The sequence below is a fragment of the Mesorhizobium sp. M7A.F.Ca.US.011.01.1.1 genome (assembly GCF_003998295.1).
In the GTDB taxonomy this organism is placed as follows: Bacteria; Pseudomonadota; Alphaproteobacteria; order Rhizobiales; family Rhizobiaceae; genus Mesorhizobium.
Genome location: NZ_RZRT01000004.1, coordinates 78,023 through 100,291 on the forward strand (window position 1 = coordinate 78,023; position 22,269 = coordinate 100,291).

At 63.3% G+C, this 22,269-nt stretch carries 22 protein-coding genes; 9 read left to right on the plus strand and 13 right to left on the minus strand.

The genetic code is table 11. The features are described from left to right. The first annotated feature begins 75 nt into the window (after positions 1-75). Positions 76-693, plus strand: coding sequence for a pyridoxamine 5'-phosphate oxidase (pdxH, locus tag EOA13_RS07205; RefSeq protein ID WP_127290896.1), 618 nt, complete (start codon positions 76-78; stop codon positions 691-693). A 3-nt stretch (positions 694-696) separates the two neighbouring features. Here pdxH and EOA13_RS07210 read toward each other — a convergent pair whose 3' ends face one another. Then, the gene (locus tag EOA13_RS07210; RefSeq protein WP_127290898.1) at positions 697-1,449 is read right to left on the minus strand and encodes a crotonase/enoyl-CoA hydratase family protein; all 753 of its coding nucleotides are present in this window, start codon (positions 1,447-1,449) and stop codon (positions 697-699) included. 20 nt (positions 1,450-1,469) lie between these two features. Further along, positions 1,470-3,239 carry an acyl-CoA dehydrogenase gene (locus tag EOA13_RS07215; RefSeq protein ID WP_127290900.1) on the minus strand — a complete coding sequence of 590 codons (1,770 nt, stop codon included), beginning with the start codon at positions 3,237-3,239 and terminating at the stop codon, positions 1,470-1,472. A gap of 214 nt (positions 3,240-3,453) precedes the next feature. On the opposite strand from EOA13_RS07215, the gene EOA13_RS07220 reads away from it, so the two are divergent. Both EOA13_RS07220 and EOA13_RS07225 read left to right on the plus strand, forming a co-directional pair. Continuing rightward, entirely contained in the window at positions 3,454-3,672 is a 219-nt protein-coding gene (locus tag EOA13_RS07220) for a hypothetical protein (protein WP_013532811.1), read from the plus strand. Between the two features lie 247 nt (positions 3,673-3,919). After that, positions 3,920-5,029 (plus strand): glycoside hydrolase family 25 protein, encoded by a 1,110-nt coding sequence (locus EOA13_RS07225; protein WP_164780017.1) that lies wholly within the window; start codon positions 3,920-3,922, stop codon positions 5,027-5,029. A 14-nt stretch (positions 5,030-5,043) separates the two neighbouring features. Here the strand turns inward: EOA13_RS07225 and purD are convergent, their stop codons facing one another. Then, the gene (gene purD / locus EOA13_RS07230; protein WP_127290904.1) at positions 5,044-6,321 is read right to left on the minus strand and encodes a phosphoribosylamine--glycine ligase; all 1,278 of its coding nucleotides are present in this window, start codon (positions 6,319-6,321) and stop codon (positions 5,044-5,046) included. A gap of 280 nt (positions 6,322-6,601) precedes the next feature. Further along, complete coding sequence (locus tag EOA13_RS07235; RefSeq protein ID WP_127290906.1) at positions 6,602-7,423, minus strand: phytanoyl-CoA dioxygenase family protein; 822 nt, start codon at positions 7,421-7,423, stop codon at positions 6,602-6,604. 89 nt (positions 7,424-7,512) lie between these two features. Between EOA13_RS07235 and EOA13_RS07240 the strand changes: the two genes are divergently transcribed. Continuing rightward, a complete protein-coding gene (locus EOA13_RS07240; protein WP_127290908.1) occupies positions 7,513-8,424 on the plus strand; it encodes a LysR family transcriptional regulator in 912 nt (303 codons plus the stop codon). 60 nt (positions 8,425-8,484) lie between these two features. After that, entirely contained in the window at positions 8,485-9,468 is a 984-nt protein-coding gene (gene ubiA, locus EOA13_RS07245; RefSeq protein ID WP_164780018.1) for a 4-hydroxybenzoate octaprenyltransferase, read from the plus strand. A gap of 246 nt (positions 9,469-9,714) precedes the next feature. Here ubiA and EOA13_RS07255 read toward each other — a convergent pair whose 3' ends face one another. From EOA13_RS07255 to EOA13_RS07265, 3 genes are all read right to left on the minus strand, one after another. Further along, positions 9,715-10,281 (minus strand): DUF6101 family protein, encoded by a 567-nt coding sequence (locus tag EOA13_RS07255; protein WP_127290910.1) that lies wholly within the window; start codon positions 10,279-10,281, stop codon positions 9,715-9,717. A gap of 186 nt (positions 10,282-10,467) precedes the next feature. Beyond that, a complete protein-coding gene (locus tag EOA13_RS07260) occupies positions 10,468-11,898 on the minus strand; it encodes an FAD-binding oxidoreductase (RefSeq protein WP_127290912.1) in 1,431 nt (476 codons plus the stop codon). 9 nt (positions 11,899-11,907) lie between these two features. Continuing rightward, positions 11,908-12,882 (minus strand): L-threonylcarbamoyladenylate synthase, encoded by a 975-nt coding sequence (locus EOA13_RS07265; protein WP_164780008.1) that lies wholly within the window; start codon positions 12,880-12,882, stop codon positions 11,908-11,910. A gap of 192 nt (positions 12,883-13,074) precedes the next feature. Between EOA13_RS07265 and EOA13_RS07270 the strand changes: the two genes are divergently transcribed. Both EOA13_RS07270 and EOA13_RS07275 read left to right on the plus strand, forming a co-directional pair. Next, entirely contained in the window at positions 13,075-13,560 is a 486-nt protein-coding gene (locus EOA13_RS07270; RefSeq protein WP_127290916.1) for a hypothetical protein, read from the plus strand. Between the two features lie 177 nt (positions 13,561-13,737). Further along, a complete protein-coding gene (locus EOA13_RS07275) occupies positions 13,738-14,127 on the plus strand; it encodes a hypothetical protein (protein WP_127290918.1) in 390 nt (129 codons plus the stop codon). A 104-nt stretch (positions 14,128-14,231) separates the two neighbouring features. On the opposite strand, the gene EOA13_RS07280 is transcribed toward EOA13_RS07275, so the two are convergent. Together EOA13_RS07280 and EOA13_RS07285 are read right to left on the minus strand one after the other, a co-directional pair. Next, on the minus strand, positions 14,232-14,522 hold the full coding sequence (locus EOA13_RS07280) for an ATPase (protein WP_127290920.1): 291 nt from the start codon (positions 14,520-14,522) through the stop codon (positions 14,232-14,234). Between the two features lie 108 nt (positions 14,523-14,630). Continuing rightward, positions 14,631-17,141 carry a glycine--tRNA ligase subunit beta gene (locus EOA13_RS07285; protein WP_127290922.1) on the minus strand — a complete coding sequence of 837 codons (2,511 nt, stop codon included), beginning with the start codon at positions 17,139-17,141 and terminating at the stop codon, positions 14,631-14,633. A 195-nt stretch (positions 17,142-17,336) separates the two neighbouring features. Between EOA13_RS07285 and EOA13_RS37850 the strand changes: the two genes are divergently transcribed. After that, positions 17,337-17,513 carry a hypothetical protein gene (locus EOA13_RS37850; RefSeq protein WP_164780009.1) on the plus strand — a complete coding sequence of 59 codons (177 nt, stop codon included), beginning with the start codon at positions 17,337-17,339 and terminating at the stop codon, positions 17,511-17,513. A gap of 3 nt (positions 17,514-17,516) precedes the next feature. On the opposite strand, the gene EOA13_RS07290 is transcribed toward EOA13_RS37850, so the two are convergent. Further along, positions 17,517-18,437 (minus strand): glycine--tRNA ligase subunit alpha, encoded by a 921-nt coding sequence (locus EOA13_RS07290; protein ID WP_206535268.1) that lies wholly within the window; start codon positions 18,435-18,437, stop codon positions 17,517-17,519. Positions 18,438-18,656: 219 nt separating this feature from the next. Between EOA13_RS07290 and EOA13_RS07295 the strand changes: the two genes are divergently transcribed. After that, the gene (locus tag EOA13_RS07295) at positions 18,657-19,118 is read left to right on the plus strand and encodes a GNAT family N-acetyltransferase (protein WP_127290926.1); all 462 of its coding nucleotides are present in this window, start codon (positions 18,657-18,659) and stop codon (positions 19,116-19,118) included. A gap of 81 nt (positions 19,119-19,199) precedes the next feature. Here EOA13_RS07295 and EOA13_RS07300 read toward each other — a convergent pair whose 3' ends face one another. From EOA13_RS07300 to EOA13_RS07310, 3 genes are all read right to left on the minus strand, one after another. Continuing rightward, positions 19,200-20,975, minus strand: coding sequence for a tetratricopeptide repeat protein (locus tag EOA13_RS07300; protein WP_127290928.1), 1,776 nt, complete (start codon positions 20,973-20,975; stop codon positions 19,200-19,202). Positions 20,976-21,231: 256 nt separating this feature from the next. After that, positions 21,232-21,675 carry a DUF1284 domain-containing protein gene (locus EOA13_RS07305; protein WP_127290930.1) on the minus strand — a complete coding sequence of 148 codons (444 nt, stop codon included), beginning with the start codon at positions 21,673-21,675 and terminating at the stop codon, positions 21,232-21,234. Beyond that, positions 21,672-22,265 (minus strand): biotin transporter BioY, encoded by a 594-nt coding sequence (locus EOA13_RS07310; RefSeq protein ID WP_127290932.1) that lies wholly within the window; start codon positions 22,263-22,265, stop codon positions 21,672-21,674. The genes EOA13_RS07305 and EOA13_RS07310 overlap by 4 nt, the downstream gene beginning before the upstream one ends. Between the last annotated feature and the right edge of the window lie 4 nt (positions 22,266-22,269).

The window sequence follows — 22,269 nt, forward strand, 5'->3', positions numbered from 1 at the left end:
GGCAGCCTCCCCCTTGCTTCGTTAAGAATCTTGGTTTTGTAAGAATCTTGGCTTCGTGACAATTTGAGAAAAACTATGAGTGACACTGAGTTAACAAGCGGTGACTTTACCGAGGCTGCCGAGCCGTTTCGCCTCTTTGCCGCATGGCTGGACGACGCAACGAAAAGCGAGCCGAACGACCCCAACGGCGTGGCTCTGGCGACCGTCGATGCCGACGGCATGCCGGATGTGCGTATGGTGTTGCTCAAGGGGTTCGATGAAGGCGGGTTTGTCTTCTACACGAATTTCGAGAGCGCCAAGGGCCAGGAGATTCTTGGCAGCATGAAGGCGGCGATGTGTTTCCATTGGAAGTCGCTGCGCCGCCAGGTGCGCATTCGCGGACCGGTGGAGATCGTCAGCGACGCCGAAGCCGACGCCTATTACGCGACGCGGCCACGCGGCAGCCGCATCGGCGCCTGGGCCTCGAAACAGTCGCGACCGCTGGAAAGCCGCTTTGCGCTGGAAACGGCGGTGGCAGAATACACGGCACGCTATCCGATCGGCGAGATCCCCCGGCCAAAGCACTGGTCCGGCTTCCGAATCGTGCCCAGCACCATCGAGTTCTGGCACGACAGGCCGTTCCGCCTGCACGACCGGCTCGTTTTTACGCGCAGTGCGAAGGACGGCTGGGACAAGACACGGCTTTATCCCTGAGGCTCAGGCCTTCTTTCTCGTCATGAACGCGGTGAGCGCGGCGCGGGCCTCATCCGATTTCAGGCGCTCGCGAAAATGCTCGCTTTCCTCGCCGATGCGGGCGAGGAGATCATCGCGCGAGCCGCGCATCAGGTCGCGCGCGATCTTCAGCGCCTGCGGCGGCTTGGCCGCGATCTGCCCGGCCGCCGCCAGTACCGAGGCCTCCAGCGCTGCTTCCTCGACCACCTCGTAGATCAGGCCGGCGGCCTTCGCCCGTTCAGCCGAAAGGCCTTCGCCGAGGCCGAGCAGCGCGAAGGCACCCTGCTGCCCGAGGATGCGCGGTGCCAGCAGGCTCGATCCCGCCTCAGGCACCAGGCCAAGGTCGACGAAAGGCGTCCTGAACACGGTGCGTGGCGTGGCGAAGGTCAGGTCGCAATGCAAATTGAGCGTGGTGCCGATGCCGACCGCGATGCCGTCGACGCCGGAGACCATGGGTTTTTCGACCTTGGCCAGGGCCATCAGGAAATCCCAGACTTCGGTGCCGCCGTCGCCGCCGGTGGCGACGACCATGAAGTCGGCAAGGTCGTTGCCTGAGGAGAAAGCGCCGGGCACGCCGAGAAAGACGTGGACGCGGATCGCCGGGTCGGCGTCGCCTTCGGCCAGGGTTTTTGACATTTTCGAATACATGGCGCGCGTAAGCGCGTTCTTCTTGTCCGGCCGGTTCATGCGGATAATCTGGATGGCGCCCTGGCGCTCGACGAGGATATGGTCTGTCACGGTGTTTTCCTTGTGACACGTCAGGCGGAGACGAGCGTCTTGCCGGCAGCGGCGAGGCTTTCGGCGCCATCGATGACGCGCGCCCTCAAGGCGCTGACCTCGCCGAGCAGGTTTTCGGCAAAGAAACGGCAAAGCGCTATGCGGTTGTGATCGGCAAGAGCACCGCGCGCCAGATAGGCGCCGCCGGCGGCAAGCGAGATCAGCCTGAGATAGGGCGTGGCGCCTGCCAGCGCCTCTTCCGACCGGCCATCGGCCGTCAGTTTTTGCAGGAAGCGGGTCGCTTCGCTGAGATCGCCAAGTGCCGCGTCGAGAGCGTCGGCGGTGCGGCCGAAACCCGGCATGTTCGAGGTCCGCACCGCTCCGGCCACATCAGCCAGTTCGGCGATGTAACCATGCACATGGCCGCCACCGCCGAGCGGCAGCTTGCGCATCACCAGATCGATCGCCTGGATACCGTTGGTGCCCTCGTAGATCGGCGCGATACGGGCATCGCGATAGAAGGCGGCCGCTCCCGTCTCCTCGATGAAGCCCATGCCGCCATGAACCTGGAGGCCGAGCGAGGCAACCTCGACGCCGATATCGGTCGAGAACGCCTTTGCCAGCGGCGTCAGCAGATTGGCGCGGTCGCGCCAGTGTGCCGCCTCGTCACCGGCGGAAACACGGGCCATGTCGATGGCGTGGGCACAGGAATAGCTGATGGCGCGTGCGGTTTGGGTCAGCGCCTTCATGGTCAGCAGGTTACGCTGGACATCGGGGTGATGGACGATAGGCGCCATACCCGTGCCAGTGTAGCTCGCGGCCTTGCCCTGCCGGCGCTCATTGGCATAGGCGATCGCCTTCTGCGTTGCGGCTTCCGCGACCGCTACCCCCTGCATGCCGACACAAAGCCGCGCATTGTTCATCATGGTGAACATGCAGGCTAGCCCCTTGTTCTCCTCGCCGATCAGCCAGCCGACGGCGCCGGGTTCGGCACCTTCGAAGCCGTCGCCATAGATCATGGTGCAGGTCGGCGAGGCATGGATTCCGAGTTTATGCTCAAGTCCCGAACAGAAGACGTCGTTGCGGGCGCCGAGCGCGCCATCGTCGCCGACCAGGAATTTCGGCACCAGGAACAACGATATGCCGCGCGTGCCGGCCGGCGCGTCGGGCAGCCGCGCCAGCACCAGATGGATGATGTTGTCGGTGAAATCGTGCTCGCCATAGGTGATGAAGATTTTTTGGCCGAAGATGCGGTAGCTGCCGTCGCCGACCGGCTCGGCGCGGGCGCGCAAGGCGGCGAGATCCGAGCCGGCTTGCGGCTCGGTCAGGTTCATGGTGCCCATCCACTCGCCGGAGACGAGCTTTTCGAGATATTTCGCCTTGAGGTCTTCGGAAGCGTGTTTGTCGAGCGCCTCGACCGCGCCCATGGTCAGCGTCGGGCCGATGCCGAAGGCCATGGCGGCGGAGTTCCACATTTCGAGCGCGGCGACGCCGAGCATGGTCGGCAGCGCCTGCCCGCCATAGGCTTCAGGCCCGGAGAGTGCGTTCCAGCCGCCCTCGATCCAGCGGCGATAGAGTTCCTTCCAGCCGGGCGGCGTGGTGACGGCGGCGCCCTTCAGCACCGCACCCTGCCGATCGCCGATCGTGTAGAGCGGTGCGACCTCTTCGGTGGCGAAACGGCCGGCCTCACCCAGAACGGCATCGACCAGATCCTCGCCGAGATCGCCGAAGGTGCCGGCATCGAGCGCCGATTTCATGCCGGCCACGTGCTTGAGCGTGAAGGCGATATCCTCGACCGGTGCCCTATACATGCCGCTCACTCCTTCTGATGCATCGGCCCGCCCAACCCTAGAGCCGGTGCCGCTGCAAAACCACCCGCCGTATCAGCGGTCTCCCACCTTCTCTTTACGTAAACGTCAAATTTTGTCACGCGGATTTTGCAATCGCGGCGGCGCGTATTAAGTTCAACCCATGCCGGATCAAGTCGACCGGCGATGGAATCAGAACCAGCAACCGGAACCGCCCATGCTTGCCAGACCCGACGCTTACCGCTGCATCGAATGCGGCCTGCCCTATCGAGCGGAGGGGTTCTGCTACCATGGGGGCAGACTGGACCACGGTGCCGCCTACTGGTCGGATCGCGGCATATTGTGCTCGCCGCAATGTTCGCTCGCCCACCACCGCAAACGCGCCGCCGAAGGCACGCTGCGGCAAGAGCCGGCGCCGGACCCGTTTGAATTCTAGCAGCTGATGCGTCGCCAGCTTTTCTGAGGCCAGCCCCCGAAAGCACTTCCTTAACCATAGCCGTTCAGGATTTGTCTTTGATCAACGGGGATTCCCTGTTTTGAAAAGGACGGCGCGCCTATTTCGCCGCTTGAAGAGTGTCGTACCGACGCCCTTCAAGCCTCTGTTTCCTGCGCATGTCGTTGCCCCAAAACCGCTGCACACTTTTGGCCGGCATGCGCTGGCGCTCCTCGCTCTTGCGGCGACGATGGCGCTTTCGACGGCGGCAACGGCCTCGGATTTTTCCGAGCCGTGGAAGAACGCCGACCGCGCTCTGGTCGTCGATGCCTACGAATACAATTCCATCGACTGGGCCCAGCTCGCCACCGACAAGCGGGTCGTCGGCTTCATCAACAAGGCCTCCGACGGCATGCCGCCGCCCTATTTCTGCCTGGGCAACGACATTGAGGTGAAGCTTTGCAAGGCGCTGTGGAAACGTCATGCGGTGACGCGCGAACTGTTCCAGACGCGCCGGGTGGTGGCCAAGGCACTTGGCCTGAAATGGGGCGCCTATCACCTTGCCCGCCCCGGCAATCCGGTCGAGCAGGCCAATAATTTCCTCGATTTCGCCGAGCCCGCACCGGACGACCTCATGGCTCTCGACATCGAGGGCAATGATCCCTCGCAATGGATGTCGCTCGACGATGCCGAGGAGTTCGTACGCCAGGTGCATCGGCGCATCGGCCGTTTCCCGGTGCTCTACACCAACGGCAAGACCGCCCAGTACATTGCCGACAACAGCTACCGATACCGGCTCCTGTCGCGGTTGCCGCTCTGGTATGCGCGCTACACCAACGACATCGACGTGCATTTTCCGATGGGCAACTGGCAAGGCTACGCGCTGTGGCAGTTTTCCGCGCAAGCCAATTGCGGCCGATTCCGCTGCCCCTACAGGGTTGCCGGCACGCCCAACGACATCGACGTCAACGTCGCGCCGACGGACGCCGCCACGCTGCGCGCGCAATGGCCGTTCGGTGGGCTTATCGACGTGCCGCCGGACTATCTCGCCTCGATACCGCTTCCGGTCTCACGCGAGGCCGGCCTCGCCGGCAATGTCACCATCACCTATGCGTCTGTGGCCGCGCCGCCGACTTTCGAGGACATGGTTGCAGCGTTGGGCACACGCTGGTCCCGTTTCCGCGACGGCTTCCGCATGCCAGTCGTGAAGACGGTGCCGCGACGGCCGGGCTTCGGCATTGTCCAATATGTCGCCTGGAAGCGGACCGAACGGCGTTCACCCGCACAACTCGACGCTGCCTTTGCCGTGTCCGATCCACTCAGCACCGCTTCCACCGAACTCGATCGCGGCCAGCGGTGAGCCAACGCGGAACTTCAGTTTCCCTGTTCGCGCGCCACGGCCTGCCAGCCGATATCGCGGCGGCAGAACCCGTCCGGCCAATCGATGCGGTCAAGCGCTGCATAGGCCCTTTTCTGTGCCTCGCCGACCGTGGCGCCTGATGCCGTGACGTTGAGGACGCGGCCGCCATTGGCCACCAGTGCGCCGCCATTGATGGCGGTACCGGCGTGGAAGATCTGGACCCCGTCGCTCGCCGCGTCTTCGACGCCACGGATGACCGAGCCTTTTTCCGGCGTGCCGGGATAGCCTCTCGCCGCCATCACCACGGTGAGTGCCGCCTCGTCGCGCCAGCGCACCGAAGTATGCGCAAGCTGGCCGTCGGTCGCCGCGTTGAGCAGGACCAGCAGATCATCCTTCAGCCGCATCATCAGCACCTGGCATTCCGGATCGCCGAAACGGGTGTTGTATTCGATCAGCTTCGGCCCCTTGTCCGTGATCATCAGCCCGGCAAACAGCACGCCGGAGAACGGCGCCCCCAGTTCGGCCATGCCGCGCATGGTCGGCTCGATGATCTCGCGCATGGTGCGCTCGACCAGTTCCGGCGTCATCACCGGTGCCGGCGAATAGGCGCCCATGCCGCCGGTGTTCGGACCGGTGTCGCCGTCGCCGACGCGCTTGTGGTCCTGCGCGGTGCCGAAGGGCAGCGCGGTGGTGCCGTCACACAGGCAGAAGAAACTCGCCTCCTCGCCGGTCATGAACTCCTCGACCACTACTTCCGCGCCGGCGGCGCCGAAGGAACCATCGAAGCAGGCATCGAGTGCTGCCTGTGCTTCACTGAGTGTCATGGCGACGGTGACGCCCTTGCCGGCAGCGAGCCCGTCGGCCTTGATGACGATCGGCGCTCCGGTCTTTTCGACATAGGCCTTGGCCGAGGCCAGATCACTGAAGCGGCCATAGGCGGCAGTCGGGATGTCGTAGCGGGCACAGAGGTCCTTGGTGAATCCCTTCGAACCTTCCAGCTGTGCGGCAGCCTTGGAGGGACCGAAGACGCGGATATTTTCGGCGCGCAGATCGTCGGCAATGCCGGCGACCAGCGGCCCCTCCGGACCGACCACCACGAGGTCGATTTTTTTCTCCCGGCAGAACGCGGCCACGGCGGCGTGGTCGGCTAAATCCAGCTTCACCAGCTCAGCCTCGCTGCCGATGCCCGGATTGCCGGGAGCCGCGTAGAGCTTTGTCAGCAGCGGTGATGCGGCAATCTTCCAGGCGAGCGCATGTTCGCGGCCGCCGGAGCCCAGAAGAAGAACGTTCATGGCCACCTCTTGATGCCGAAATTCTGCTCTGGCGGCCATCTGATGGCGTTTTCTGCGCTTCCGTTGCTCACGGACCAAATGTCCGCTCCGCTACGGTTCTCGAAACCACCACCATATGACTCGCCAGCGCGAATTTCGAAACAGTCTCTTGGAGCACCCGCTATTGCTCTCCGGGCGACGGGTCAAGGCATCAGGGTGTTTTGATCGGAATTGCGCACGGGAACGTTACCCCAGCCAGAATATGGGCGTCGAATACCGGCGCTCATATTCTGGCTGCCGCTCAGCCCTGGTAGACCACCGGAAACCAGTCCTCGCGCAGCCTCTCGCCCGGCTGCATGCCGTGGCCATGATAGGGCGGCGAGGTGCGGCCCGGCCGCTCGACATAGCGCGCATCGTCACCGACCCAGCGCAGCGACAGCGCCCGACGCCGCGCCGCGGTCATATTGCCACGCGCGCCGTGCGCGGTCCTGAAGTCGAACAAGATGGCGTCGCCCGGCTCCATTTCCCATTCGAGCACCTTCATCGACGGATCCTTGTCGGGATCGGGCACCGGCAGATAGTCGCCCTCGCCGGCATAGAAATTGCTGTCGTCGAGCCAGCGCACCGGCAGGATCATCTTGTCCCATTTGTGCGAGCCGGCGATCAGGCGCAGCGTCGCTTCCTTCACCGGGTCGATGGGTATCCAGAAGCTCACCGTCTGCTGGCCATCGACGAAATAGTAGGGGATGTCCTGATGCCAGGGCGTCGGCTTCTGCGTGCCGGGCTCCTTGACCAGCACATGATCGTGGAAGAACTGCGCGGTGCGCGACTGCATCACCGCCGCCGCCAGTTTGGCGGCGGGTGAGTCCCGCACCAGGCTGACGAATTCGGGGATGCGTTCCCAATTGCAGTAGTCGTCGAAGAAACTGCCGCGGCCGTTGGCGATGTCGGATGCGGTGGCGCTGCGGTTCTGCATGTTGCGTTCGATGCCGGCGGCGATCGTGTCGATCCAGCCCTTGAAGGCGCCGCGGATGCAGACCGCGCCGTCACGCTGATAGTCGGCGATTGTCTTTGCATCGATTGTCTGGGTGTCGATCGCCTGGGTGTCGGTTGCGGAAACCATGTCGTTCTCCTCTTGGAAAGAACCGACTATCGCAACCCGCCCTCATTCAGTAAAATAATAACTTTCCATTTTATACATAGGACAAACCTATGAATGTAACCCTGACCCAATTGCGTTATCTTGTCGCCGTGGCGCGTCACGGCAGCGTCACCGGCGCGGCAAAGATGCTGAACGTCTCTCAGCCGTCGATTTCGGTGGCGATCGACGCGGTCGAAAAGAATTTCGGCCAGAAGCTGTTCGTCCGCCAGCGCGGAAGCGGCGTGTCGCCGACATCGTTCGGCCGCGCCGTCGTGGCCAAGGCAAGGCAGGTTCTCACCGAAACGGACGAACTCGTCGGCCTGGGTTCAAGCAAATCGGCTGTCAGCGGTGAGTTGGTGCTGGGATGCTTCGAGGATCTGGCGCCTTTCTTCGCGCCGGCTTTGATCCGCGCCTTTTCCGAACGCTATCCGGCAGTTAAAATCGTCGTTCGCGACGAGACGTTCGAGACGCTGGGACGACGGCTGGGGGATGCGGCCATCGATCTCGGCCTGACTTATGACCTCAGCCTGCCGACGCATTTCGCCCGCATCCTGCTGCGCGAACTTCGCCCGCACGCCCTGTTGCCGGCGGGCCATGCCCTGGCGGACCGGCCATCGGTCAGCCTTGCCGATCTGGCCGCCTATCCGCTGATCACCACGGACCAGCCGCACAGCTGGCAGCACATGCTCGACCTGTTTCGCAGCCGCGGCCTTTCGCCGGTGGCCGATACGACGACAAGCTCGTTCGAACTGCAGCGCTCCATGGTCGCCAACGGCTTCGGCGTCGCGGTCAGTTACACCCGCCCGCACGGCGACCGCAGCTATGATGGCCTGCCGCTCATCTGCAAACCGCTGTCCGATCCGTTGCCCATGCAGCGGATCCTGCTCACCTATGACACGCATCAGCGTGTGTCTAATGCAGCGCTGGCCTTCGTCGAGGTGGCCAAGGACTGGTTCGCCACCCGCGACATCTTTGCCTCGTGAAAGGCTGACGAGCACCGCTTGCCGCTTGACGGTTTCCGCCGCTGCTGCCACTCCATGGACATGGAAAACATCCAGTCGAAAGCGGCCCAGGGCCGTGTCGCCGATGCGCCGAACGGCCATTGGGTCTACCGCGTGCTGCCGCGCTCGATATGGCCCTATGCGCAGCTTGCGCGGTGGGACAGGCCAATCGGCTGGCAGCTGCTGCTGTGGCCGTGCTGGTGGTCGGCTGCCTTGGCGGCAAGCGCCTATCCGCGTCCCGGCGACCCGCTGCTCTCGCTGCTGCCGGCACCAGTGTATCTCGTGCTTTTCCTGGTCGGGGCCATCGCCATGCGCGGCGCCGGCTGCACCTACAACGACCTGGTCGACGAGGACATCGACAGCCAGGTGGAGCGCACGCGCTCGCGACCGCTGCCGTCGGGCAAGGCGACGCGCCGGCGGGCATGGCTGTTTCTCGTCCTGCAGGCCCTGGTCGGCCTCGTCGTGCTCATCCAGTTCAACAGCTTCGCCGTCCTGCTCGGCATCTGCTCACTGGCGGTCATCGCCATCTATCCATTCATGAAGCGGATAACCAACTGGCCGCAACTGGTGCTTGGCCTTGCCTTTTCCTGGGGCGCGCTGATGGGATGGGCGGTCGAGTTCGGCGATCTCGATGGGCCTGCTGTCATGCTTTATATCGGCTCGATCCTGTGGGTGATCGGCTACGACACGATCTACGCGCATCAGGACAAGGAAGATGACGCCATCGTCGGCGTGCGCTCGACGGCACGCCTGTTTGGCGACAACACCAAGTCGTGGCTGGCCGGGCTGTATGGCGGCGCGCTGATCTGTTTTGCGATCGCTTTCGCGTCGGCGCAGGCGCCGGTGGTGGCGCTGGCCGGACTGATCGCCGCCGGCGCCCATATGGCGCGGCAGATCGCGGTTCTGGATATCGACAATCCAGACCAATGCCTGCGGCTGTTCAGGTCGAACAACCAGGTCGGCTGGCTGATCTTCCTCGGCCTGATCAGCGGCGCTGTGTGGGTGGCGCTGAAGCCGCTGGTTTAATCTCCCTTCTCCCCGTCACTATACGGGGAGAAGGTGGCGGCAGCCGGATGAGGGGCAGCGCCAACCTCGCAGGTAAGGTGCAATTCACGGCCGCGATATGGCATGCGTCAGATTTTTTGAGATCGACAACCGGCTTGGTCAGCGCCGCCCCTCATCGCCCTGCCGGGCACTTCTCCCCGTATAGTGACGGGGAGAAGAAGGCTGTCATTGGCGGTTTCGCCAATCGCCGTCGCGTGTGAAGCGAAACTACTCCCGCGAAATAATCTCCTGGCCGTCGATGACCAGCCTGAGACCGAGGGCGCCTGCTCTGCGGCGAGCGAGGAAACGCGGGCGGCGCGTGTTCGAAATCCGCCCCTTGCGCCTATCCTGCGGCGGCAGCGTCTTGATGGCGGCGCCGAGCGATTCTTCCAGGGTGCGGGCAACGCCGTCCGATTCGATCAGCAGCATCGGCAGACGGTAAGCGTCGGCCCAGGCGCGCCAGTCGGCTGCGACATCGTCGAGATCGTCGGCCACAAGCAGCGGCACCGACAGCATCGGGTCGTTGTGCAGGAGTTCCAGGGTCACCGTGACATTGCCGTCCGGGTCTTCCATGGCGCGGGCGGCAACGCCGCGGAACGCATTGGAGGGCAGAACGATGATTGCGGGCAGGCCGCTCATCTCGAGCAGGCGGCGGATCACGGCGCCGCGCTGGTCGATGGTGAAGGTTACATCGCCGTAGTCGTCGCGAGTCGCGTAGCTCACCACTTGCGGCAGGCGGAATGGGTCGAGACGCATGTTGCGTCCCGCCCAGACTGGCTTCAGTCCGGTGTTCATAGAGTGGCCTTCCTGTCTGTCTCCTGAGAGCCGGTGTCCGGTTCTCTCCGGGCCGGTTTTTCCAGCCTCGTTTGTATGGAGACAGTAGCGCGGGCTCCTTACCGCCCCGCTTAAGAAAGTCGGTTAAATTTTGCTGATCTCAGGGATGGTTATCGGAATCCCACCAGCCACAAGATGTCGAAAGGATCAGATAACCTTACCCGGATTCATGATGCCGGCCGGGTCGAAAGCGGCCTTCACCCTTCGCATCAGATCGATCGCCATCGGCGGCGCGGTGGCGATCAGTTCGTCGCGTTTCAACTGGCCGATGCCGTGCTCGGCCGAGATCGAACCGTGCAGGCTGCGCACCACATCGTGCACCGCCTTGTTCATCGGGTGATAGAGAGCGAGGAAGGCCTCATCATCGCCGTCGACGGGCCGCGAAATGTTGTAGTGGAGATTGCCGTCGCCCATATGGCCGAAGCAGACCACGCGGGCACCGGCGCTCACCGACGCCACGGCGCCGGCAGCCTCCGCGATGAAACGCGGGATCGATGCAATAGGCACCGAAATGTCGTGCTTGATCGAGGCGCCCTCCGGCTTCTGCGCCTCGGGCAGCAGCTCGCGGAAATTCCAGAAGGCATCGCCCTGCGCGAGACTCGCGGCAATGACGGCGTCGCCGACGAATTCCTGTTCAAGGCCGGCCGAAAGCACGTCCTCGATCAAGGCTCTCGAATCCTCCGATGAACGACCGGACGAAATCTGCATCAGCACGTACCACGGCCAGTCGTCGACCAAGGGCCGCACCACGCCCTGGGCATGCGCCAGCGTGAAGTCGTAGGGCCGCTTGCCGATCAGTTCGAAGGCGGTCAGTGCTGCCCCGGCGCGGTCCATTGCCAAGCTGAACAGGGAGAGCGCGGCTTCGGGCGACGACAGGCCGGCGAAGGCGACTTCGCGCCCCTTCGGCTTCGGAAACAGCTTGAGCACGGCGGCGGTGATGACGCCGAGCGTGCCTTCGGCACCGACGAACAGGTTTTTCAGATCGTAGCCGGTGTTGTCCTTCTTCAGCTTGCGCAGGTCGTCGAACACCTCGCCGGTCGGCAGCACCACCTCGACACCGAGACAGAGTTCGCGCGCATTGCCATAGGCAAGCACGCCGGTGCCGCCGGCATTGGAGGAAAGATTGCCGCCGATCTGGCAGGAGCCTTGCGCGGCCAGCGACAGCGGGAACAGCCGGTCGGCGGCGTCGGCCGCCTCCTGCAGCGTCTGCAGGATGACGCCGGCCTCTACCGTCACCGTGTTGGACAGGACATCGATCTCGCGGATGCGGTTCAGCCGCGACAGCGACAGGACAATTTCGCGCCCGGACCTGTCCGGCACCTGCGCGCCGACCAACCCGGTGTTGCCGCTTTGCGGCACGATTGGCGTGCCTGTCTCGGTCGCCAGCCGCATGACCCGGCTGACTTCGTCGACGCTGCCCGGCCGCAGCACCAGCGATGTCGCGCCGTGCCAGAGCCCCCGCCGCTCAATGAGGTAGGGCGCGATATCACGCTCGTCGCGCAGTGCATATTTCTCGCCGACGATCGCCGTGAAGCGATCGATGAGAGCGGGATCGAGTGTCTCTATGATTTCGGTCATGGGGGAAAACTATGGTGTGGGCTGCGTGATGTCACGAGGGGCGGCGGCACGCGACAGCCGATCGTTGATTGCTTCGCCGAGCCCGTCAAAGGGAATAGGCTCGACGGCTATGGTCCGCGCGTCGCTGCGGTCGAGTTCCTGCATATAGGCGAACAGATTGCTCGCCGCTTCGCGCAGGTCACCGGTTTCGGACAAATTGAGGAAGGCTTCGGCGCGGCGCCAGCCTTGCGCCCTCTGGCTGCCGAAGCCTAGCAAAGCCTCGCCCTCGCCGACCGTGCCCGCATTGAGCCGCATCGCAGCACCTGGCGCGTAGTGCGAGGCAAGCATGCCCGGCGCCTCGACGCCGGCGGCCCCGCCACGCAACAATTCCATGCCGATGGCGGCCTCGATCTCCTCGGCGGCGATGCCGCCCGGCCTCAGCAGCCGCATTCTTTCCCCCTCGGCCTTGAGAATCGTCGATTCCAGCCCGACCGCGGTCGCGCCTCCATCGACGACCAGCTTGATCCGCGCGCCGAGATCGGCGGCCACCGCTTGCGCGGTCGTTGCGCTGATCCTGCCGGATGAATTGGCGCTGGGCGCTGCAAGCGGGCGGCCGAGCCTGGCGATCAGGTCGCCGCCAAAGCCCCTCGGCATGCGCAAGGCAATCGTATCGAGCCCGGCGGTGACCAGCGGATGGATGCCGTTGCCGGGCCGTTGCGGCAGCACCAGCGTCAGCGGACCTGGCCAGAATGCCAGCGCCAGTTTCCTGGACAGCGGATCGAACAGCGCGAGGCGCTCTGCCATCACCATGTCTGCGACATGAGCGATCAGCGGGTTGAAGCGCGGCCGCCCCTTGGCCTCGAAAATGCGCGCGACGCCGATGCCGTTGGTGGCGTCGCCGGCCAGCCCGTAGACGGTTTCCGTCGGGATGGCGACGACATCGCCTTCCATGAGCAGCGCCAGCGCCCGCTCCAGCGCCTCGCCCGAGGCAAGTATTTCAGCCACTCTCGTCACCTCACAGCTGCGGGTTGCGTAGTACGATGGCGGCCGTTGGGCAAGTCGCTGTTGGGTAAACGATTGTTGGGCGAGCAGGAGCATTGGCGATTTATCAATCCCTAAAATGCTATGTTTCCGCAAAAGCCGGCATCAATTCCCCCCTGCTATCGAACAGCTTCTGGGCAAAGGGGAGCGACATCAGTGTCTGGGCGTATCCTGCTGGGTATCATTCTTGCTGTTGCGGCCGGCGAAGCCCAGGCGTCATCCCTGGTTTTTCCAGGCGCGCCATCCTCCACACCATCGATCGTCAGGATCGGCGCCCCCAACCAGCCTGGAACCGCCGATGCAGTCAATGCCGGCGATGCACGGTCGGTGGTGGCAATAGGGGAAGCACAGCCCGACGTCACCGATGAAAAGGTAGCCGCGATCCCGGACAAGCCCGCGACCGGGCACGGCTTCCAGCCAAGTCCGATGGTCATTCGTGGCGGCGTTACCGGTCCCGATTTCCCGGCACCCGCGCCAATCGCTGCACCAGCGACAGGTGCCGCACCGGCCGCTGGCACCGCGCCGGCAACGGCCACCGCCTCCGCAGCCCCCTCGGGGAACGCCGAAAACCAACCCACCCCGCCGAGCGCTCCGGCGCCGGCAGCAGATCAGCGCATGCCTCCCAACGGCTACACCAAGTAGCCGCGGCTCAAAGACAGGCTGACATCGATGGCGTGACTTGACGGCGGTCTGGCGCCCGGCGCACCATTGCCAGGCAAACCCCGTTTCGGTTTATGTCAGCCGCGGGATGCCATCGCCTGTATTTCGTCAGGCGGTTTTGGCAGACGGGATTTCATCACTAGTGGTAAAGGGGGGACCATGAGAAAAGCTGGAATCGTAACCGGGGCAGGCCTTCTGCTGGCGTCACTGCTTGGCGTCGGCGCGGCTCATGCCGACGACATGCTGGGATCTTATGTCGCGCGCATTTCCGATCGCGACCATCAGGCGAGTGACGGCTATGCGCTGGACAATGCCGCGCAGATGGTGCGGCAGGACCGCGCCAACTGGCACAAATTCCACCGCCGTGACAGCGACGACGAGGCTGATGGCTGGTTCAGGACCAACGGCCAGCGCGCCGACCTGCAACGCATGCTGGAACGCGGCGGCGCCATGAGTTCCTCGACCAAGCGCGCCATCGTCAATGGCGAACCGCTGATTCAGGTCGATGTCTACGAAAACAGCGTGCGCGTCAGCATTCTCGAGAACTGACCGGCCGTCGCCCGGGCCTGACAAAGTCGACTTCGGGACGGCTGATAGGAAAAGGCGACGCCTCAGCGCCGCCTTGCCATCGATGGAACCGGCGGCTGAAAAGATCAGGCCGCTTCTTCCTTGTCGTCGTCTTCTTCGGACTCGTCGCCTTCAGCCTTCACGCTGTCCTCGGCGTCTTCTTCGTCCTCGTCTTCTTCGTCGTCATCCGAGAGCGTGGCAGCTTCGGCGGACTCTTCGCCTTCTTCATCGTCGCCGTCTTCGTCGTCATCAGACAGGTCAGCGGCTTCGACCGCTGCGGCGGCGGCATGATCGAGAATGGTTTCGGAAGCGGATTCAAGCGCCTCGTTGGGAGCCGGGGTTTCTTCTGTCACTTCGATTTCGTGATCGGAATTCATGGAAGCCTCCGTGGGTTGGGGAACATGTCCCTTTTGCCACGGAGAGATCATCGCCATATGACTGTAAGCCGGCTCGAACGGCCGGCGGCAGAGAATATTTTCTTCGCCTTAACCGGCAATCTTCGAGAAATCCGCGACCTGACCGGTGGCCGCGCGGATGCGGGCGAGCAGCGCCAGGCGGTTGGCGCGCACGGCCTGATCCTCATCATTCACGAGAACATGCTCAAAGAATGAATCAACCGGTTCGCGCAACACGCTAAGCGCCAGCAAGGCGGCGGAAAAGTCATCGTTTTGAATCGCTTCGCCGGCTTGCTTCTCAGCCTGATTCACGGCCGCAAACAGCGATTTCTCGGCATCCTCGCGCAACAGCGCCGGCTCAACGGTTTCGGCGACCGCCGTTTTCTTCTTCTCCTCGGCGGCCAGAATGTTCGCCGCACGCTTGGTGCCGGCGAGCAGGTTCATGCCCTCCTCGGTGTCGAGGAAGGAGCCGAGCGCTTCGACCCGGCGGACGATCTGCAAGAGGTCGTCGGACTGCGGCGTTATGACGGCGTCGATGAGGTCGTGACGTGCGCCTCGATCGCGGAGGTAGACTTTCAGGCGGTCGTGGAAAAACGACCTTAGATCGTCAAACAAAGACATGTTGGCCTGGTATTCGACGGCCGTGTATCTGCTGACGTATGCGTCGGCGATCTTGAGAGCATCTGCTTCTTCGAGAGGGGAAATCCGATTGGCTTTCTCTGCAGCCTCTAAGAGCGTGTAGAGATGCAGGTATTCGTCTTTCCCTAAATGCGCCAAGATTTCGGTCTCGGCCAAGTGTTCCGCAGCTGCCTCGCGGGAAGACAACACGCCGTCAACAATTCGCCCACGTATCGCGTCAGCCTCTTTTGATATTTCGAAGTCGCGCTGTGCGTAGAAAACATCGGTAAGCTCAACGTTCAGAGAATTCTCAACCAGAATCCTAACCACTCCCAGCGCCGCCCTTCTCAGCGCATACGGATCTTTCGAACCCGTTGGCTTTTCGTCGATCGCCCAAAAGCCGACCAGCGTATCGAGCTTGTCGGCGAGCGCGACAGCGACCGACACCGGATCGCTCGGTACGCGATCGGACGGGCCCTGCGGCTTGTAGTGTTCCTCCGCTGCAGCGGCGACCGATGCATGCTCGCCCTGAAGCAGCGCATATTTGCGACCCATAGCGCCTTGCAGTTCTGGGAACTCGCCAACGACTTCGGTGGTGAGATCGGCCTTGGCCAAGACGGCAGCGCGCCGCGCCAGTGCCGGATCGGCGCCGATGATCGGCGCCAGTTCCTCGGCAAGCCGGGCAATCCGCTCCACCCGTTCGCCTTGCGTGCCGAGCTTGGCGTGGAAAGTCACGCCGAGATGGTCGAGGCGGGCCATGCGCTGGTCGAGCGGTTTTTTCAGATCGAGTTCGAACCTTTCCGCCGATGCCCGCAACTGGTCGAGATCCGGCAAATCGCCCTGGTCGGTCGTCCAGAAATAAAGCGCGTCGGACAGGCGGGCGCGCACCACCTTGCCGTTGCCGTGGGCGATCTCCTTGCCGCCGTCCTTCGCCTCGATATTGGCGGTTAGGATGAAGCGGTTGGAAAGTTGGCTGATCTCCCCCCTTGAGGGGGAGATGGCCGGCAGGCCAGAGGGGGGCGCCTCACGCTGAGAGGACGGCGGGACAGCGCCCCCCTCTGTCGGCGTCGCCGACATCTCCCCCTCTAGGGGGGAGATCGGGCGCGATGTCACAAAGCACTTCTGGTTGGCACGGATGGTCAGCCGGATCACTTCGGCCGGGATGGCCAGGAATGCCTCCTCGAACTCGCCCATCAGCACGACCGGCCATTCGACCAGCCCGGACACTTCCTCCAGCAGCCCTTCGTCCTCGACCAGGTCGAGCCCGTTGGCGAAGGCGAGATTGCGGGCATCAGCAAGGATGATCTCCTTGCGCCGGTCGGCATCGAGCACGACCTTGGCCGCTTCCAGCTTGGAGACATAGTCGTCGAAGCGGCGCACCGTGATCGCATCAGGCGCATGGAAGCGGTGGCCATAGGTGATGTTGCCGGAGCGGATGCCGTCGATCTCGAAATCGACCACCACAGGCTCCTCGGTCTCCGGGCCGAAGGTGCACAGTATCGATTGCAGCGGCCGTACCCAGCGCAGTGAACCGGGCTTGGCCGAGGCCGGCCCCCAGCGCATCGATTTCGGCCACGGAAAATTGCGGATGATGCCCGGCACCAGTTCGGCGATGATCTCCTCCGCCGCCCTGCCCGGCTTCGAAATGTGGGCGACATAAAAATCGCCTTTCTTCGGATCGGAATGGACATGCGCCTCGGCGATCGAGGAAAGTCCGGCCTTGCGCAGGAAACCCTGGACCGCCTGTTCAGGCGCCGATGTCGAAGGCCCCTTGATCTCTTCGCTTATGTCCTTCGAGCGCGCAGTCAGGCCCCTGATATCGAGCGTCAGACGCCGCGGCGTCCAGTACTCGCGTGCCGCCTCATAGGTCAGCCCCACCTCGACCAGACCGTCGGTCAGCATCTTCCTGAGATCACCCGCCGCCTTGCGCTGCATACGGGCGGGGATTTCCTCGGAGCGAAGTTCTAGAAGCAGGTCAGGCATCGGGGTCAGCTCATGCGGGAGAGTGGTCCGGGCGGGGCATAGCAACTCGGCTGGCCGCTGTCACCCTTTACACAAATTTTGGCCGCCCTGTCGGGACGAGGCGGCGCCACCCGTCCTTAGATCAAAGATTTCCATGAACCGAACGCAGCGCTGAAGCGACCCACGCTCAGGCAGGGAACTATTGGCTGAACGACCATGAAAACGGCATCCAGACTTCTGCAAATCCTCGCACTCAGCGCCTGCTTCACCGCGCAGGCTCACGGCGCCTTCTCGATGCCGGGCGTTCGGCAGGCATTGCGCACGATCGACGGTGCCAGCGGTCAGACCGTGCTGCCCATCCACGCTACGCTCGAGATGATGAAGCGGGCCTGAAACTCAGGCCGCCAAGCCACCCGCCTGCGTCTTCAAAAATGCCTCACCGCAAGCCTTGGCCAGATTGCGCACCCGCAGGATGTAGCTCTGCCGTTCGGTGACCGAAATCACGCCGCGCGCGTCAAGCAGATTGAAGACATGGCTGGCCTTGATGCACTGATCGTAGGCCGGGAAAACCATACGATGCATCGGCAGATTGTCGTTCGATGCCGGCGCGCCGGCATCGAGCAGCGCCTTGCACTCGGCCTCGGCATCCTCGAAATGGCGCAAAAGCATCGCCGTGTTGGCGTATTCGAAATTGTGGCGCGAATATTCCTGCTCGGCCTGCAGGAAGATATCGCCATAGGTCACCTTGTCGGCGCCTTCGCGGCCGTTGAAGTTGAGGTCGTAGACATTGTCGACGCCCTGCACATACATGGCAAGCCGCTCCAGCCCGTAGGTGAGTTCGCCGGCCACCGGCGCGCATTCGATGCCGCAGACCTGCTGGAAGTAGGTGAACTGCGAGACTTCCATGCCGTCGCACCAGCATTCCCAGCCGAGCCCCCAGGCGCCCAGCGTCGGGCTTTCCCAATCGTCCTCGACGAAGCGGATGTCGTGCAGCAGCGGATCGACGCCGATCACCGCCAGCGAGCCGAGATAGAGCTCCTGCAGATTGGGCGGGTTCGGCTTCAGGATCACCTGATACTGGTAATAATGCTGCAGCCGGTTCGGGTTCTCGCCATAGCGGCCATCCTTGGGACGACGCGAAGGCTGGACATAGGCAGCGTTCCAGCGTTTTGGGCCGAGCGCGCGCAGCGTCGTTGCCGGATGAAAGGTGCCGGCGCCGACTTCCATGTCGTAGGGTTGCAGGATGACGCAGCCATAGGCCGCCCAATAGTTGTGCAAGGTCAGGATCAGCCCCTGGAACGAGCGGCTGGGATGCATATGGGCGGGGATTTCAATTGTCACGGGTGGCCTCGACAGCACAGGCTAGCTTGCCGGCACGTCCTAGAGACCCAGCAGCAAAGCGTCAAGCAAGGCACGCCGATGCCGTCGCCCCGACATTATGGACAATGTTGAAAGCTTTGCAGGGGCTGGCCCATTGCCCATCTCTGGGGCCTGCGCTCTGTTCGCCTGTGCAGCAACGAACAACAGGTTTCAGCCATGCCCAGCCAGATCGTCATCCGCCCTGTCGCGCGACAGGATTTCGAGCAATGGCTGCCGCTGTGGGATGGCTACAATGCATTTTATGGCCGCTCGGGCGAAACGGCCCTGCCGGGTGAGATTACCCAGATGACATGGTCTCGTTTCTTCGATGCCTATGAGCCGGTCCACGCGCTGGTGGCCGAAGGCGAGGGACAGCTTCTCGGCCTCGTGCACTATCTCTTCCATCGCAGCACCACGGCGATTGCGCCCAATTGCTACCTGCAGGACCTTTTCACCACGCAGGCATCGCGTGGCAAAGGCATCGGCCGGGCGCTGATCGAGGGCGTCTACGAGCGCGCCCAGGCGGCCGGCTCGGGCCGCGTGTACTGGCTGACGCACGAGACCAACCACACCGCGATGAAGCTTTACGACAAGGTCGCCGAACACTCCGGCTTTGTCGTCTATCGCAAGCTCTTCTGAGGCAGCCAGCCGAATAGGCGGTTCAAACGAAAACGGGACTCCGAAAAGAGCCCCGTTTGCGTTGAATTCAAATGGCTGACTTCATCCCTTCGGGGCGGGCACCGGCTCCGGCTTGACCTTCGGGGTCTCCTGCGCCGTGTTGGATTCGATCGGCGGCAGGCCCTTCATCAGCTTCTGCTGCAAGTTGGCCAGCACATCGGGATCCGGCTTCAGGTCGCGAGCCTGGTTCCACTGGAAGGTGGCTTCCAGCTTGCGGCCGACGCGCCAGTAGGCGTCGCCGAGGTGATCGTTGAGAACCGGATCTTCCGGCTTCAGCGACACGGCGCGTTCCATTTCGCGCACCGCGTCATCGAACCTGCCGAGGCGGAAATAGGCCCAACCCAGCGAATCGACGATGTAACCGTCGCTCGGCCTGAGGTCGACGGCCTTTTGAATCATCGCCAGGCCTTCCTTGAGGTTCATGTTCATGTCGACCCAGGAATAGCCGAGATAGTTCAGCACTTGCGGCTGGTCGGGGAACAGTTCCAGCGCCTTGCGGAAGTTCGGCTCGGCCTTGGGCCATTCCTTCAGGCGCTCATAGGCGATGCCGCGCTGGTAGAAGATGTTCCAGTTGGCCGCGGTCGGCGCCTTCAGCACCTCGACGGCCTTATCGTAGAGAGTGGCGGCCGAACGGAAATCGTCCTTCGAGGAATAGACTCCACCGAGCGCCAGATAGGCGCGCATGTCATTGGGATGGGCGTCGACCAAGGCTTTCAGATGGGTGATCGCTTCTTCGTGACGGTCGAGGTCGGCAAGATTGAGGCCGAGTTGCAGGTCCGAAAGCTCCTTCAGCGGCGAAGCGGCGGGAATCCGGCGATAGAGCGCGATGGCACCTTCGCCGTCCTTCAATTGCTCGGACACGGCGGCGAGTTGCACAAGGGCAGCGTCGCTATCTGGCTTCAAAGCAAGCGCATATTGCAGATAGAGGCGGACGAAGGGCTCGCCGCCGCCACGGTTGAGCGCGGTGGCGAGGTCGAGCAGGATTTCGGAGGCGCCATCGGATGGACCGGCAACCAGCGGCGCAATCTTGTCGCCTTTTGCAATTCGGTCGCGCAAGGCGACGATTTCCAGCTTGCCCGGCGAAAACGCCTCGGCCTGGTCGAGCACCGACAGCGCCTTGGTCTTGTCGCCCTTGCGGACCAGGAACGAGGCGTAGGCCTGGGCGTTGCGCATCCAGGTTTCGGGAGCGGCACCACCGGCGGCGGTGTCCTGCATGGTCGCGGCATAGATCGCCTCGGCCTTTTCGGGCATGCCGGATGCATCAGCGATCAGGGCACGGTGGAACGACTTGAACAGGCCGAACCAATCCGGCCCCTGCAGCTTGTCGATTGACGCCATCGCATCGGCGGGCTCGCCGGCGCCTTGCTGCGCCCAGCCGGACATCACCCCGGAGATCAGCCGGTCGAGATCGGATTCCAGCGACAGCTTGAGCCAGTACTGCGCCTTGGTGAAATCCTTCTTGTGGAAGGAATCGACGGCGAGCGCCAGGCGCGAGAAACGCTCGACGTCAGGCACTTCCTTGAGCTTGTCGGCATAGACCAGAGATTCGTCGAAGCGCCCTTGCGCGATCAGCGACAGCATCAGGCTCTGCTGCAGGCCGGTGTCGCTCGGGTCAAAGGCCAATGCTTGCTTATAGTAGGCGATGGCGCTGTCGAGGTCGTTATCGCCTTCGGCGATCCGGGCTGCCAGATAGGCGCCCGAAAACGACGTGATCTTGACCGGTTCGCTGGTCTGCTTGGCATAGGCCGGCAAAGCCGAGATCGCCATGCCTGTCACAATTGCCAGCCTTGTCAGCCAGCGCGCACATCCTTGCCGCATCGTATCCCTTTCAGCCAGGCGCCATCTCCGCGTCAGCGGGATCGGCGTAGACTCGATCTTTCCAGGCAAAGCATGGCCTTTTTGGGGTCGCGCTTCAATCCGCCTCGAATTCACAATCCGGGCACCCGATTAACAAACCATGGCGACAGGGGGCAGTTTTCCGATTTTGAATTTCGGCCATGGCCTACGCGGCGCCGAAGATATCACAGATTCGACCCTTGAGCTCAGCTTCGACCGCTAAGGCTCGGGGCCAATATCAGCCCTCGGCTGGCGAGGCGGACCGCTGCACCAGCGTGTCGCTATATCCGCCGGCCGCTATCGTGCTGCACAGTTCGTTCCACTCGCAGCCGCCGCAGGCCTTGCGTACAAGGCCAGCCGAAAACGCCTGCCGCATCCGGACCAGGGTCGCCGTGTCGAGATCAAGGCGGGTGCCGACCTGGATTGACCGTGCCAACAATTCCTCCACGTCCTGCGCCGCGAGCCGGTCCCGCTCGACGACGCTCTCGTTGAGGCAGTGCGGTTCCGGCCCATCAAGCAACGGGGCGCAGACATCGTCCGGGCCGGAAACGAGGAGGACGTCCTCGCCCCGGCTCAGGCGCTCCGCGACGCGATCATAATTGGCGGTGAAGGCGGGACTGTATCCCTTGCCCACATAGGTGAGCAGGCAAAGGAGGTGATGGGCACGCAGCCTGATCGTCACGGATTGGCCGGTTTCGCCTTGCCGCCGGGAAGGGCCATGAGGGTCGCCGCCCCGAGCGCCGACTTGAGCAACCCGCCGAGTAGGAAGGGCAGGAAGCCGAAGGTGATGGCCTGTTCGGCTCCAATCATGACGGCAAGCCATGCTGTGCCCAGCACAAGGCAGGCAAGGTTGCCAAGCAGCATGGCGACGAAGGCAAGCATCACCCTTTTGCCGTTCCAGCCGCGTTCGGCCAGCCAGCCGACCAGTGCGCCGACAAGCGGGAAGGCGAAGAGATAGCCACCCGTCGGCCCGACGAAATGCGCCGCACCCGCTGCCCCTCCGGACAGAACCGGAAAGCCGACCGCACCCTCGACCAGCCAGGCGGCGATGGTGAGCGCGCCAAGCCGCCAGCCATAGAGGGCGCCGATCAGTGTCACCGCAAAGGTCTGCATGTTTACCGGGACCGGCACCATCGGCACCTCGATATAGGACGCCAGCGCCAGGAACAGCGTGCCAAGCACGACGGCTCCAACCTGCCAGGCAAGAGAACGATCCTGGAGCTGGAGCGGACTGAACGACGGCTTGCCGGGTGAGAATGCGACGTCTGTCATTGGG